Origin of the sequence: Nostoc sp. (assembly GCF_036917755.1) — a bacterium.
Lineage (GTDB): Bacteria > Cyanobacteriota > Cyanobacteriia > Cyanobacteriales > Nostocaceae > Nostoc.
The window spans coordinates 16752-30959 of the sequence record NZ_JBALFC010000073.1; the positions used below are offsets into that span (position 1 = coordinate 16752).

Here is a 14208-nt window from a genome sequence, read left to right on the forward strand (position 1 = left end):
TTAAAACTTGTATTTCTAACTTCTAACTTATAAAGTTTATTCTTAACTTATCACTTCTAACTACTCACTATTTAATAAATTATGACTGTGCAAAAATCTCAGTACGAAGCGAGCTTGGCAGAGTACAGCAATCATCTAGCTGCGATCGCCTTACTAAAGCAATATCGGCCATACTTGGAGATGATTCCTAGTTTGCGCCGTCCAGATGAAAGTGTTATCACTATTCCCTTGCCAATTGTCCGTCTTCGCAACACTGCTACAACAGCCCCACAAACGATTTGCTTACCCTGTGATCTGGCAATTTTGATGTGCGATCCTGAGTGGAAAGTCAAAACTGAAGCAGAAATTTTAGTCTTTATTCATCGCGCTCATGAAGACTTTTCTGATTTGTTAGGACGTTGGCGACAAACCCAAGTTTGGCTGGACAACGATTATGAGTGGTTGATGCCTCTCCGCCACAGTCATATTTTGAGTGAGGGATCTAATACCATATATCCTCTGTTTGTCGTTTTTAGTGATACTTTAGAACGCATCCCAAGAGGCTTAGTGGGAGCCGAATTTCCATTTATTATACAAACACCAGATTTGCTGCTTGAGGAGAATTTCACAGATATTTTCTCTCCACAGATTCCACCAGCTTAGAAAAAGTTATGAGCTATAGTAATCCACTTTGATTATTGAACTGACTTGCGTAGGCTGGGAGTAGGGAATAGGGAGTGGGGAGTAGGGAATAAGCCTTTTCGATTATACTTTAAACAGCTAAAATTTGGACTTTTTTAAAAGTCTGAAAATTCAGAGCCAACAAGCTATCTAGGCTTTCCTGTTTGTCAGTATTACCAGTGTCAAGACAGTTAGATATTGCTGCCTTAAAATCAGCAAAGCTAGCATAGTATTTAGAGTATAAACATTCATTTCTAATAAACTTCCAAAATCGCTCAATTAAATTTAGCTGTGGTGAATAAGAAGGTAAATAACATAACTGTATGCCCAATTGTTTCGCATAGTCTTGTACCAGTTTACACTTCTGGTATTTAGCATTATCTAAGACCAGAGTAATTGGAATATTTAAAACCAAATTAGATAATTTAAATAGCAATTGACAAATACTTTCTGAATTAATATAAGTTTCATTTGTTATTGTAATTATTTCTTTAGTGACTGCGTTAACTGCTCCCAAAACATTAAATCTTTTCCGACCAGAAGGTGAACATATAAATGTTCTTGCAAAACACCATAGAAATCCTAAGTATGCTCGATGTACAAAGTGCGCTGCGTCAACAAAGAAAACTGCTTTTTCTCCGCTCATAGCCTCATAAAGCAGTGGTTCTAGCGTTTCGACCCTATATTTTTTTACCTCTTCAATCTTTTTTTCTTCTACTGACTTTCCCGGCACATAACCCACCTTTAAGCAACGCAAACCAATTCTTTTTAAAAATTCTCTCACTTGTGTTGGACTGCGCTTAATACCAGTTAATTTTTCAATGGCATCACTCGCTTCTGCAACACTTGAAGCCGGGGATTTTTCCAAATATTCTTTCAAAATATCACTGTATTGATTTAACTCACTTGGTCGTCCTTTATATTCGATTTTTTTAAGTTCTTCTACCCCTCCCAATTGATATTGTTTAATATATATTGTTAGCGTTGTTTTCGATATTTTGCACAAATTATAAATGTCTTTATGTTTTATGCCCTGGCTTTTGAGATACAGAACTTCCATCTTTTTCTGTACTAATGGATGAGGATGGTGATATCTTTCATAATGCAGCTTATTAATGTCTTCTTGCGTAAAATCTATTCTCAACATCAGACTTTACCTTTTAATAGCACCCTATTGATTATTTGTTTATACTACTTGTTTTTGCCGCTACATAAAAGTCCAATCTTTAACCGTTTTTAGTATAGTACTTAATTTGTTCAAAAATCAAATAGGAGTTAATAGTTAGGAGTTTAAGAGTTTTAAATTGCAAATCCAGAGATTTTTAATTTGAACAAAGGAGGGTGTTTGAAAAGCTAATTTTATGTATCCTGGCGATTAGAAATCGCGGCTATACAGACAAAACCTGCCTCCGCAGGTTATGAAACTCTTAATTTTTCATTAGTCCACGGAGGTGGACTAAGTTTTGTGTAGTAGCGTACTCCTACGGAGAAGCAAGCTACGCGTCAGCGTGCCGGAGGCTCTATTCTATTCGCCAAAGACTTTTAAAACATCCTCTAAGTCTGAGGTTTAGTTTTTTAACTCCTAACTCCCCACTCCCCACTCCCTAACTATTACCTGACAAATTGGGGCATAATTTCGGCAGCAGTAAATATTCCATAAATACCGCGTTGGTGCAATTGTTTACCAGCTTTGAGATAGCCAAAGGCAGGACCGCAGACATTGGCTGCCATACTGGTTTCATCTCCCAGAGTAAATGTATGGGTGGAAATCTTGCCTTCAAAGGTGCGCCCTGTTACCTTAACGTTGGTGCTGAGGGGCTTTTTGGGATTGCGAGTATCAACTACACCACCAACTGTAACGCGATCGCGCCCTACTATTCCCGCTACTTCTAACATCACATCATCAGCGTGTTCCATATTCGTCAAGGTAAGCACGCCATTAGTTTTATCTAGTAGTGCTTCTACTTCGGCATCAGTCATCGCCCTAGCAGTTTCCACTGTATAACCAGGCATATGGCCAATGTCTTCTCGAACAGTGGCACGATAAGCTTCCCAGTTAGCAATTCCCACCCCGAAGGTGATTTCGACTTGATGAATTTCGGCGTAGCTTTGGGCGGCTAATGCGGCGGCGGCGGTTAACAATCCCGGTGTAGCACCACAGCCTGTCATGTAAGTAATCCCGGCTGCTTCCAGTTCTTCTTTCATCGCCAGTAGTTGTTCTACAGCAGTGGTGCGCTTAATCGCATCCACTAGCACGCCACGCCAACCAGATTTGATAAACTCCTTGGCTACAGTCGGAATAAAGTCATTTGGCAGGTTGGGTAAAGCTAGAAAATACCCATCCACAGGTTGAGCTATTTCAATTAAATCCTGAATACTTTGATTTGTTAATGTCCCAACTGGCTCTAAATGACCTAACGAACCTTGGGACTGGTAGGTTGCAATGGATTCTTGAGTATTTAAACCTTCAGCAGCGTAAGCGTAGCCTTTTTGATCTGCTGCTGCGACTAAAATCATTTCCCGTTTGCCAGCAAGTAGTTTGGCGGCTGCTTGTCCTAGTCCGCCAAAACCCAGCACTCCGACGCGGATAGCTGGCGAAATATTTAGAGAATTTCTGACTTTTTCGGAATTCATAGTCAATTAGTTAAGTTGAATCAAAAGCCTTTAGCATTCGGCATCTCAGCTTCCGGCTTGTAACTGGTGGCTGATGGCTGATAGCTCAAAGCTATAGAGGTTAATTATGATTCATTATCCTGGGTTTTTTGGCTGACTGATGTTTTTTTATGTAAGCTACTTGTATTAGGATCAAAAATTAATTTTCATCAACAAGCTGCAAAACGCTCTTGTATAAAGGTTCAGCCACCCAGAATCCTGCTTGGTTAATCAGAGCATCTAACAAAGGTTTCACAGCAGAAATCAGCCTTTGACTTTTAGCTTCAACCAAGATCCCTAAAATCCCTATGTAACCAAGATTTAGACTAGCCGCAACCATGCGACCACGACGTTCATCAATCAAAACTTGATCTGCTTTCATTTCGAGTGCTAGAGCGTAGACACGGAGTGGCTTGTCGTCAGACATCGCTTCAGCTTCACCAATATCCAGTTCATTACTGAGTGCTTCAACCAATATACGATCTTGAACTGGACGAGTTTGAATCCAGATAAAAGTTTGTACTTCAGTTGCACCTGCAACTGGAAAGTTGGGATCAGTCAGTTCTCGGTAGACAGCTTCAGGAATTAGGACTGTTCCGTAAAGCTGTTGTAGTAAATGAAGATGGTTAATGGCGGCGAGGTTATTGATGGGCGAAGTATCACTGACAATGATCACAGTTTACCCATCGCCCGCAAGTTCTTTATATCTTCTTCAAAATCCTCGACCCCGTAATGCACTGAAATTTGACGACTTGCGAGTAGATGCTGAAATGCTATACGATTCATCCCTGCAAACCGGCTGGCTTGAGCAAGGGTTAACTTTTCTTTTTGAAAGAGCATCACCGCAATTTCCTGCTTCATTTCGCCTTCAGTCATCCGAGTTGCGGTTAATATTTCATTAGGAATGACGACGCTCATAATTACAATCCTCTCTATCACTACTATTCTAAGCTGCTTGGCGATCGCCAAGTAATAATCAGGTAAATAAAGCGAACCGCATCCTTTTTGTAAATCTTCTTCATGTAATAATGTAACCCTTTGTTCTGGTTTGGGAACCATAAGAATAATACTTGAGTACTAAACACGGTTTGTATGGCAATAAACGATGTTCTTGCAGATTTCGAGGGAGATGATTTCGTCACTCCCAGAATTATTCGCGCTACTCGCAGTTTTAATGGTCAAGGTATTTCACTTTATTACTATATTTATGGTAAAGATTCTAATGGGCTTGTTGCTGGTCTAAAACTAGACTTCTTTAGAGACGTTCGCTTCACTAACTTTAAGAAACCTCATTCAACAGAAAAATATAAACCTTATTTTGATCAATTCATTGCTGGATGGTATTGTAGCCACGATGATGTATTGGAATGTTTTGCATCATCGAATTCAGTAGTAAAAGTCCAATTAGACAAGATGGCTAGACATTGGAAAATTCCTGTAGAGCGATTTACCAATACCTTGTTACTTGCATATATGTTGTTGTTGGATGCTAAGGATGATGACTGGCTTGATGGCTCTGATTGGAACGGCGGAGATTTCAGGGGTTCCTTGCCTTCAGCAAAGCGATGAAGCGTCTTGCAAGCTAGGCGGCGTGATGAATTTGGACAATGATACACTCTAAATTTCACGCTCAAATGGCAAAATAAAAGTACGACCATTCGCAGTGCTTGGATTGTCGAAGAAGGTTCTGATGTCCCAAGATTAACAACCTGCTATCCTCTGTAATATCTGGAAGTGATAGAAGATGAATAAAAGTAAAATTGAGTTGCTGGATGTAGTAGCATTGACAGTTGATTTGCCTGAATACAACTTGTACTGTGGTTAAGTTGGCACAGTAGTAGAATTATTAGCTGATGGTGCTGTATTTGAAGTTGAATTTAGCGATGCCTCCGGCGGGCTACGCCTACGCAACGGCCACACATACGAATCTGTTGGTTTACGCCCAGAGCAAATTATGGTATTACATTTTGAGCCAGCATCCCCTGATTCAGTCCCGGAAATGGTGACAGCCTAAGCGATAGTACCCAGAGCGATGCCTACGGCTGGCTACGCCTACGCAGCTTGATCAGATATTCTCAAATAAAATCATATCTATAAACCTGACGCAAATATTAGATTATGGCGATCGTTGTTTCCCTTAGCCCAGAATTAGAAGCACGACTGCGGGAGAAAACCGCACAGCAAGGACAAGATGTTAGTTTCGTTGCGGCACAATTGCTAGAGGCTGTCCTAGAGTGGGAGGTGCAAGACTCAGAAGCAGCTATTAAGGGTATTCAGCAAGGATTAGAAGACTTTGAAGCGAGTAGATTCCGTTCATTTGATGATTTTGCTGACGAGCAGCGTCGCAAATATAATCTGCCAGCCGATTCATGAAATACCGCATTGAAATCTCTAGTGTAGCTGAAGCAGAAGCAGACAGTGCATTTTTGCAGTTGTCTCAAGTTACTTCTCCTGAGAGGGCAAGTCAGTGGTATGCAGGATTACTACAAGTCATTGAGTCTTTATCGCAAATGCCAAGGCGATGTTCTCTAGCTAGAGAAAATGATTATTTTAGCCAAGAAATTCGCCAGATACTTTACGGTCGAGGGCGCAACTCATACTGAATAATTTTCACAATTTTGGCAGGACAAGAAATATCGACAGTGCGTGTTCTTCATATCCGTCACGCTGCACAGCAGACCCTTGGTGAAGCACCGGATGACTCTGAGACGACCTAAAGACTAGCAACCGCACCAGACTACGCCGGAGCATACATATTAAACATATACCAGCAAAGCGATCGCCAGTCCTCGTAGAAACGCCGCATAATAATTTGAGTGCGATCTGTAAAGAGCGATGTCTAAGTTATGTTATGCCTGTTGAAAGCGACGGTGGACGTTCAGGAGTACCCGACATCGCTGTGTTTGCTTGGAACATAGTTTTGCGAAATATTCTTCACTGCTTGAAGTAAAATTAAACAGCTAAAGTGTTTAAATAGGAAGTGATGTAACTTTGAGTTGAGATATGCGATTCGATGAATTAGAAAAAGAACGTCAACGCAACCTAACTCTTGCTCAAGAAAAGTTTTCTGAACGTATATCAGTTATAAAAAACTGTATTGATACACAGCATGAATATGTTGAATTATTTTTCGGTTTGCTTGAACACCGTCACCTTACGCATCATGGTGATGCAGAAAAACCAATATTTTCAGCAGTGATCAAAAATGAAATTGCTCTTTACTCAAGCCTAATACTAACTTTAGACGGTTTACACGGTTCAGGTTTAGCTTTACTACGATCAGTCTATGAAGCTTTAATGATTGCGAAGTTCGCTTCTCTACGAAAAAGTGATAATCTCATCTCGAAGTGGATAGCTGGAGAAACAATTTATTTGTCAAATGCAATTTTGAAGAAAATTATTACACCAGAACTTAAAGAATTAAAAATTCTTTGGGGAACATTGTGTAACGTATCCCATGCAACTATTTATTCATATCAAGTCTTAACCAAGTTTGAAGATGTAGAAAAAGAAATAGCAGTTGGTCTGGCTATTCTGATAATGTTATTAGGTTGCAATTTTCACTTAATTAATAAGCACTATGTCACTAGAGAAATGGCGTATTTAGTAAAAGAATATCACAGTAAAGAAGGTGAGTTTGAACGTCGCCGAGATGCCGCAAAGATTGCTGTCCAAACAGCTACAAGATTTATTTCTGCTCAGGCTCGGCAAGTTATTAGAGAGTATTCGAGGGTTTGGCAACTAGCTCCTTCTATAAGTTCATAAATTCAAAGGAGTCTTTTGACTTAATGATTAGTTTTGACGCAGAGGGAGGTTACTTACCACCGGGTACTCAAAAGGTATAGAGCAGCTAGTGCTACATCCAACCTAATTAGTAATCCTTGCTACAATAAGCTAAATCTAATGGTAATCATGAAGTTTTTCAATAGATTTTATATTTTTATGAATTGTCTTGCTGGCTATATTACGCCCTAATGCTTGTTTTTAGGACTTTTGCAGCTTACTTAGCAACCTCAGTTGTTACCTTGACTAATCGATGAGGTTAAGAGAGACTAACTAAATACTGATGTATATGCTTATAAAATTAATAATTTTTGTAAAGATTCTGAGATATCTATGTTGAAAGATGGAACATTAGTTAACAAATGTTTGGATCTAAGTAAAAATGTTACTACGGCTATATTTATAGCCTTCTGCTAAGGCAGTACAATTCAAGTGTACTTATCGTGGTTGGCCAAGAGCATGGAGACATTAGAGTTCATAATCTATCCAGACGGTCGGGTACAAGAAAAAGTCACTGGCATTGTGGGTGCTTCTTGCGCTGAGGTTACAGCAGCAATAGAGGCACAGCTGGGGCAAGTACTTAATCATGAGCCAACCTCAGAATATTTCGCCGCTCAGGTGCAGCAATCTAATGTGGCGAATACACACACCACTTACAGCGATTGGTAAGTTTTCACAGTAGTTTAGTGTTATTAATTTATAACCGCCATGTCACACTTTAGCCAAATTAAGACTCAAATCCGTAACCTTGATTCTTTGAAAGATGCTTTGACTGAATTGGGCGTAGACTGGAAACCAGGGCCACGGGAAGTACGTGGCTATCGCGGTCAAACCCATCCTGCGGAAGTTAGTATTGAGCAGGAAAATGGCTACGATATCGGCTTTAGATGGAATGGCAAGGAATATGAACTGGTGGCTGACTTGCAATATTGGCAGCAAGACCTGTCTGTAGACGGATTTTTGCGCCAGGTAACACAGCGCTATGCTTATCAAACTGTTGTGAAAGAAACCGCTCGTGTTGGTTTTCAAGTCTCTGAACAACAAAAAAATGAAGATGGTTCAATTCGCCTGGTAGTACAACGCTGGAGTGCGTAATGGCTGATTTTTTGCCGTCGCCGGAAGAACAAGAAGATAATCGTTCGGGTTTGGAACCAGAATTAGGGGGTTTTTTACGGGATGCCCCAGAACGTTCTGGTTTAGAACCGGAATTGGGCGGTGTGCTGCGCCAAAATGGTGTTTATGTTGACGAAATCACCTGTATTGGTTGCAAGCACTGCGCTCATGTTGCGCGTAACACCTTTTATATTGAACCAGATTACGGGCGATCGCGCGTGGTTCGGCAAGATGGGGACGGTGAGGAAATTATCCAAGAAGCAATTGACACTTGTCCGGTTGATTGCATTCACTGGGTTAATTATACTGAACTGAAAAAGTTAGAAGAAGAGCGCAAATATCAGGTAATTCCTATAGTGGGTTATCCGGTAGAACATGCAGTGGCTGCTAGCGAAAGTCGGCGTAAAAAGCAAAAGTTAAAGACCAAAAAATCCCGTTATTAAGATAAAAACGTTAAATCAATATAATAAAGGACTGGATACACCAGTCCTTTTGTTTTTCGTCGCGCTAACGTAATTCGTAATTAATTCTGCATTCTTCTTCAATTTGGAGAATTGGTGTTAATAGTGATACAGGTTTAGTTTTTTATTATGCTTTCAACAGTGATTTAATTCGCTGCTTCATCATATAATAAATGTTGTGTAAAAAAGCCATCCGCTTTTGCCTTTCTTTTTTTATAGCTTGTTCAGCATACCAATTAGACCAAATTGAATTATCAAGGTATTGAAAAAATAAATCTTTGTAAGGATGTTTACAACTATTGTGCCAAGGCTTATCCCCAGTTGAAAAATGAATAATGTCAGGATTATTAATTAGCTGATTGAATACATCTTCTGTAAACGGACTATCTTGCCAAGATGAATATTGAAACAAATATGGCATTTGATTCCATTCGGGTTCAAGTTCTCCCCATTTTCCTGCAAGAATAGCATTCAAAGCATCTTGATCATGCCAGCGCACATACTGTTTATTTATTGTCAAATACTCAATTAATTTTTCAAAAATCTGATCTTCCCGCCATTTTTTGAGATTCATTACTAGAACCCCGGAATTAAAGTATTTAGATTCTGGGGAAATGCCAAGCTCTTGATAATTCATGAGTCCTCTTGGCGAAGATACATAAGGCGTTCCCATATCCTGTGCTGCTAAGAGATAATATTCTCCAATATCAATATTCCATAATCCTTCTATATTTCCTTGTACAATCACATCGCTATCAATGTAAATTGCCTTATTAAATTGCTTTGGTAACAGTTGAGGAATTAAAAGCCGATAGTAAGCAGCAATTGTAATAGTGGATGAAATTTGTGCATTTTGTAAGTGCTTTTTTCTGGGCTTAAGCCAATTGATACTGACTTCCTCAGATTTTAAGTTGTTGATAATTCTCTGTTTGTTGAGTTTACTAATTCCACCATCAATAATATATAGAAGCAACTTGTGTTTACTTTGAAAATTGGCAATAACTGAGCGGGTAGCTGATGCTATAGGCATAGAGTAGTTATCATCAGCAGCACAAACAAGAACTATTGGTTTTTCGTTTGATAGGATTGTCATTATTGCATTTTTATATAATTTAGATATTGCTAATATAGACGCAGATACTTTTACATAATCACCGTATAAATACTCAAGTTAACGCCTGTTTTCCCTGATTCATTGAAAGCGACGGGAAACTCCATCCCCTCGTGGGTGGAGAGGGATAGTCGCCCCGTCGCTTGGGGCATTGGGCATAGGGCATTGGTAACTTCTTCCCCATGCCCCATGCCCTGTTCCCCATGCCCAAAAACTCCATCCCCTTGTGGGTGGAGTTTTTTATTTTACCTCATTGAAAGTTTGGGATTGAAACAACCGTATATCAAGGGTTTTATTTTATTTACGTTACATAATTTGACAACGTGCCCTCTTTGCGATCGCGTGTCGTATTTGGTTAGCTCAATTGTTTGTAATAGGTTACTTAGTCGCACACATAAATTTCAAGTTATGTCAAACTACCATACTTTCTATCGTTTTCAATAATTTGCTCAAATTCTTCTAGAGTGTGCAAAGAACTCATAAAGATTCTCCGTAGATTCGGTGGAACAATGTGACTGAAGAAGAAAAGGATACAGAGCAAGTAAATTTATTTATGGGGATTGTAATGCAAGAATTTTGAATTTTGAATTCCTCGTTCGCGTAGCGTCTCCAAGAGTTGGGGCTGACCTGCATTCACAAGCCATATAATTTTTTAATCTAGAAGTGCCACGGCTGACTACAGGCGATCGCAAAAAATCTAAAGATAAAGCAAAAAAGCGATATTGTTCTGCCAGTCTAACGTAGTAGGATTGTTCAAGTGAAAGGGTACGCCTTGCGGGACGAGTAGCCATCGATCGCTAGTAGGCACCCTAAAATGAGAACAAAAGACGATTCCTAAAACAAGCACACTCCATGCGTATTTCTCTAAATTGGCTGCGCGAACTAGTAGAGATAAAACTTAGTCCAGAAGAATTAGCCGAAACCCTGACAATGGCGGGGTTTGAGGTAGAAGAAATTGAAGACCGCCGCACTTGGGCAAATGGCGTGGTTGTTGGGAAAGTGCTTGAGCGTCAACCCCATCCCAACGCCGATAAATTGAGTGTTTGCCAAGTGGATATCGGTGCAGATGAGATTTTAAATATTGTCTGTGGCGCTGCCAATGTGAAAGCAGATATCTATGTGCCAGTGGCAACTACAGGTACTTACTTACCCAACATCGATTTAAAAATTAAACCTGCAAAACTGCGTGGTGTCGCATCTCAGGGCATGATTTGTTCTTTAAAGGAACTCGGTTTGCCCACCGATGTAGACGGAATTCATATTTTTACCCAGGAAAATTTACCATTGGGTAGTGATGTGCGTCCGTTGTTGGGTTTAGATGATGTAATTTTAGACCTCACGGCAACTGCTAATCGCGCTGATGCTCTAAGTATGGTAGGCGTAGCTAGAGAAGTAGCAGCTTTAACTGGTGGAAAGTTGAGCATTGTTGAACCTGGTGAAGTCTCTATTCCCAAAAGTGCCGGAAATTTAGCTTTAAAAATTGCCGACACCCAAGCTTGTCCTGCATATATTGGTACGGTAATTGAACAGGTAAAAATTGCTCCATCTCCCGAATGGTTGCAACAGCGTTTACGCGCTGCTGGAGTACGTCCCATCAGTAATGTTGTGGACATTACTAACTACGTTTTGTTGGAATGGGGACAACCACTACACGCCTTTGATTGCGATCGCCTACAATCTGTTGCAGGTAGCGAAAATTTAACCATCGGCGTTCGCTTCGCCAATAATGGAGAATCCTTCAAAACCTTAGATGGACAAACTCGCACTCTATCAACCCAAAATTTGTTAATTACCGCTAACGAAAAACCCGTTGCACTGGCGGGAGTCATGGGTGGCGAAGAAACGGAAGTCCATGAAGGGACTCAAAGCCTAGTTTTAGAAGCAGCTTTATTTGATTCCGTAGCAATTCGCCGTTCTTCCCGGAGTGCAGGCTTAAGAAGTGAAGCTTCTGGCAGATATGAACGGGGAGTTAACCGGGCTGAATTGGAAATAGCTAATCGCCGCGCCTTATCCTTAATTAGCGAATTAGCTAGTGGAATTATTGTGCAGCAGGAAATTGCCGACACCCGCCCCCATCCATCTACTTGGAGTCGTTCCATCGCCCTGCGTTTAAACCGAGTTAATCAGATATTGGGGCCAATTGATTTGGAAGAGGACACAGGTGAACTCCAAGAACAAGATGTTGAGCGCATCCTGACTGCATTAGGATGTCAGTTGACTCCTTCAAGTAATGTCCCAGGAGAAGATAGCACCCATCAACCCACATGGTCCGTTTCTGTCCCACCCTATCGTTACCGCGACTTAGAGCGAGAAATTGATTTAATTGAAGAAATCGCCCGTCTGTATGGGTACAACAAATTCTGCGATACTCTACCAGAAAAAGCGGAAGCTGGCTATTTGCCTTTAGATCAAGAACTGATTCGCAAGTTACGAGCTTTCTTGCGGGCTGAAGGGTTGACAGAATTAATCCACTATTCTTTAGTCAAACCAGGAGAAGACAGAGGGATAGTATTAACAAACCCCTTGTTTGTCGAATATTCAGCGCTCAGAACCGATTTGATATCTGGGTTAATTGATGCCTTTCAATACAATTTAGAGCAGGGTAATGGTGCCCTTAACGGTTTTGAAATCGGGCAAATTTTCTGGCGAGAAGAAGACGGTTTGCAAGAAACAGAAGCCCTGGCGGGGATTGTGGGAGGCGATATTTCCGTTGGCAAATGGTCAAAAAGTGGACGCGAACAACCGATCACTTGGTTTGAAGCCAAAGGCATTTTAGAAAGTGTATTTCGGCAACTAGGCTTGGAAATCGAATTTCAACCCGATCGCCGCGACGAGCGCTTACATCCAGGACGCACCGCTTCTCTGTGGATTCGGGGTAACAGACTGGGTATTTTTGGGCAACTTCATCCCCAACTGCGACGAGAAAAAGGCTTACCAGATTCCGTTTACGTTTTTCAGTTGGATCTAGATGTGCTTTTAGATTCTCTAGAACAAGATGAAATTCTCGTTCCAACATTCAGTCCCTATTCTACCTATCCGGCTAGCGATCGCGACATCGCCTTTTTTGCACCAGTGAAAGTCTCAGTTGCCGAAATTCAAAAAGTAATTACCAAAGCTGGTAAAGATTTACTCGAATCAGTGGAATTATTTGATGAATATCGTGGCGAAAATGTCCCTGAAGGACAGCGAAGTTTAGCATTTCGCTTAATTTATCGGGCTAGCGATCGCACCCTCACCGAGGCAGAAGTTGAACCAGTACACAATAAAGTCCGCGAAGCCTTGGTGGAAAAATTCGGCGTCAACCTGAGAAGTTAGTTATTGGGCATTGAGCAATTCAATTTTGGATTTTGGTGAAGCAGCGCGGTCTTGGGGGTTTCCCCCATGAGTGACTGCACCAAGCCGAAGGGATTGACGATTTTGGATTAAATTTCAATTCTTTAATCCAAAATCTAAAATCTAAAATTCTCACTCCCCCATCTCCCTCATCTCCTCACTCCCCGTTCATTTTTTTTTAATTGATTAACCATGCCTAAATATGTAGTCTGGGGAACTTACTGCGAAGACGTTCTCGAAAAACGCGCCCCCCACCGTCAAGCTCATTTAGACGGATTAGCAAAACAGAAAGAATCCGGTGTACTGATTACTATTGGCCCCACCAAAGATGTTACAAAAGTTTTTGGGATTTACGAAGCTGAAGACGAAGCCACTGTGCGCCAGTTAATTGAAAATGACCCCTACTGGAAAAATAGCATCTGGACTGAATATTCTGTCAAAGAATGGATTCAGGCTTTTTGAATTAGGTATGGGGCATTCTTGACACGTTAAGGTAAATGGACTTTTGTTAATAGGGTGCAGGAAAAGGCGTTGAAGAAGAATTCAGAAGTCAGAATTCAGTAGCGGATCAAGGAAAGCTCTGCGGCTTGGCGTCAGAATCAATATACCTTGTGGGGAAAAGTTCTTCCCGTCTTCACCCTGTCCTGACGGACGTCCCTCTCCTTACTAATCCCTCTCCTTACTAAGGCTACTGTGTATACACAAGTTGGATGTAAAGTAGGTGCAGAGGATTTTTGAGAAGCAAAAACAATGGATAATCCCATCTTAATTCACGCTGCGACGATACCAGGAAGGGCATTTGGAGACCCCAGGTTGATAAAAAGGGGGCAGCATTGTATGAGGCGATTCGTCAGCATCAATCGATAAATATCCGGCAAATAAGTCGAAATTGGGCAGAACAGATGGGCTATTATCGGTTTTTGGAGAATGAAAACGTCACACTATCAGAACTAGTACGTAGCCTTTCGGATGATTGCCAGGCGCGGGTAGCGGAACGGCACGTATTGGCAATCAGCGATAGTAGCGAAATTAACTTACAGTCTCATGCAGGTAGGCTGTCATTGTCAGGATTAGGAGTAGTAGGGAATAATACAG

At 40.9% G+C, this 14208-nt stretch carries 16 protein-coding genes and 3 pseudogenes; 13 read left to right on the plus strand and 6 right to left on the minus strand.

The annotated features are described in order from the left end of the window. Window positions 1-81 precede the first annotated feature (81 nt). Window positions 82-642 (plus strand): hypothetical protein, encoded by a 561-nt coding sequence (locus tag V7L05_RS17260; protein WP_335165752.1) that lies wholly within the window; start codon window positions 82-84, stop codon window positions 640-642. Window positions 643-751: 109 nt separating this feature from the next. Here the strand turns inward: V7L05_RS17260 and V7L05_RS17265 are convergent, their stop codons facing one another. The 4 genes from V7L05_RS17265 to V7L05_RS34745 form a co-directional block, all read right to left on the minus strand. Beyond that, window positions 752-1807, minus strand: coding sequence for an IS630 family transposase (locus tag V7L05_RS17265; protein WP_335165753.1), 1056 nt, complete (start codon window positions 1805-1807; stop codon window positions 752-754). Window positions 1808-2271: 464 nt separating this feature from the next. Then, the gene (gene bioU / locus V7L05_RS17270) at window positions 2272-3294 is read right to left on the minus strand and encodes a (S)-8-amino-7-oxononanoate synthase BioU (protein WP_335165755.1); all 1023 of its coding nucleotides are present in this window, start codon (window positions 3292-3294) and stop codon (window positions 2272-2274) included. A 178-nt stretch (window positions 3295-3472) separates the two neighbouring features. Further along, window positions 3473-3988 (minus strand): DUF3368 domain-containing protein, encoded by a 516-nt coding sequence (locus V7L05_RS17275; protein ID WP_335165756.1) that lies wholly within the window; start codon window positions 3986-3988, stop codon window positions 3473-3475. Beyond that, window positions 3985-4371, minus strand: a complete 387-nt coding sequence (locus V7L05_RS34745; RefSeq protein WP_442937868.1) for a UPF0175 family protein — start codon at window positions 4369-4371, stop codon at window positions 3985-3987. The genes V7L05_RS17275 and V7L05_RS34745 overlap by 4 nt, the downstream gene beginning before the upstream one ends. A 33-nt stretch (window positions 4372-4404) precedes the next feature. On the opposite strand from V7L05_RS34745, the gene V7L05_RS17285 reads away from it, so the two are divergent. The 9 genes and pseudogenes from V7L05_RS17285 to V7L05_RS17325 all read left to right on the plus strand — a co-directional run bounded on the left by V7L05_RS17285 (window position 4405) and on the right by V7L05_RS17325 (window position 8651). Further along, complete coding sequence (locus V7L05_RS17285; protein WP_335165757.1) at window positions 4405-4881, plus strand: hypothetical protein; 477 nt, start codon at window positions 4405-4407, stop codon at window positions 4879-4881. Between the two features lie 54 nt (window positions 4882-4935). Continuing rightward, window positions 4936-5037, plus strand: a pseudogene (locus V7L05_RS17290) (DUF6883 domain-containing protein); the annotation flags it as partial. Window positions 5038-5056: 19 nt separating this feature from the next. Beyond that, window positions 5057-5326: pseudogene (locus V7L05_RS17295) on the plus strand (DUF4926 domain-containing protein). A gap of 104 nt (window positions 5327-5430) precedes the next feature. Further along, the gene (locus V7L05_RS17300) at window positions 5431-5685 is read left to right on the plus strand and encodes a hypothetical protein (RefSeq protein WP_335165759.1); all 255 of its coding nucleotides are present in this window, start codon (window positions 5431-5433) and stop codon (window positions 5683-5685) included. Beyond that, window positions 5682-5915, plus strand: coding sequence for a type II toxin-antitoxin system RelE/ParE family toxin (locus V7L05_RS17305; protein WP_335165760.1), 234 nt, complete (start codon window positions 5682-5684; stop codon window positions 5913-5915). Before V7L05_RS17300 ends, V7L05_RS17305 begins: the two co-directional genes overlap by 4 nt. A 400-nt stretch (window positions 5916-6315) precedes the next feature. Continuing rightward, window positions 6316-7077, plus strand: coding sequence for a hypothetical protein (locus V7L05_RS17310; protein ID WP_335165762.1), 762 nt, complete (start codon window positions 6316-6318; stop codon window positions 7075-7077). Window positions 7078-7554: 477 nt separating this feature from the next. Continuing rightward, a complete protein-coding gene (locus V7L05_RS17315; RefSeq protein ID WP_334950678.1) occupies window positions 7555-7764 on the plus strand; it encodes a DUF2997 domain-containing protein in 210 nt (69 codons plus the stop codon). A gap of 39 nt (window positions 7765-7803) precedes the next feature. Continuing rightward, the gene (locus V7L05_RS17320; protein ID WP_012406942.1) at window positions 7804-8190 is read left to right on the plus strand and encodes a DUF1257 domain-containing protein; all 387 of its coding nucleotides are present in this window, start codon (window positions 7804-7806) and stop codon (window positions 8188-8190) included. Beyond that, window positions 8190-8651 (plus strand): ferredoxin, encoded by a 462-nt coding sequence (locus tag V7L05_RS17325; RefSeq protein ID WP_334950677.1) that lies wholly within the window; start codon window positions 8190-8192, stop codon window positions 8649-8651. Before V7L05_RS17320 ends, V7L05_RS17325 begins: the two co-directional genes overlap by 1 nt. Window positions 8652-8796: 145 nt before the next feature. Here the strand turns inward: V7L05_RS17325 and V7L05_RS17330 are convergent, their stop codons facing one another. Together V7L05_RS17330 and V7L05_RS17335 are read right to left on the minus strand one after the other, a co-directional pair. Beyond that, entirely contained in the window at window positions 8797-9762 is a 966-nt protein-coding gene (locus V7L05_RS17330) for a glycosyltransferase family 8 protein (RefSeq protein WP_335165765.1), read from the minus strand. Between the two features lie 50 nt (window positions 9763-9812). After that, window positions 9813-9971, minus strand: coding sequence for a hypothetical protein (locus V7L05_RS17335; RefSeq protein WP_335165766.1), 159 nt, complete (start codon window positions 9969-9971; stop codon window positions 9813-9815). A 661-nt stretch (window positions 9972-10632) separates the two neighbouring features. Here V7L05_RS17335 and pheT point away from each other — a divergent pair. The 3 genes and pseudogenes from pheT to V7L05_RS17350 form a co-directional block, all read left to right on the plus strand. After that, the gene (gene pheT, locus V7L05_RS17340) at window positions 10633-13095 is read left to right on the plus strand and encodes a phenylalanine--tRNA ligase subunit beta (RefSeq protein ID WP_335165768.1); all 2463 of its coding nucleotides are present in this window, start codon (window positions 10633-10635) and stop codon (window positions 13093-13095) included. 210 nt (window positions 13096-13305) lie between these two features. Beyond that, on the plus strand, window positions 13306-13575 hold the full coding sequence (locus V7L05_RS17345; RefSeq protein ID WP_229463558.1) for a YciI family protein: 270 nt from the start codon (window positions 13306-13308) through the stop codon (window positions 13573-13575). A gap of 383 nt (window positions 13576-13958) precedes the next feature. Further along, a pseudogene (locus tag V7L05_RS17350) lies at window positions 13959-14208 on the plus strand (IS4-like element ISSysp3 family transposase); the annotation flags it as partial.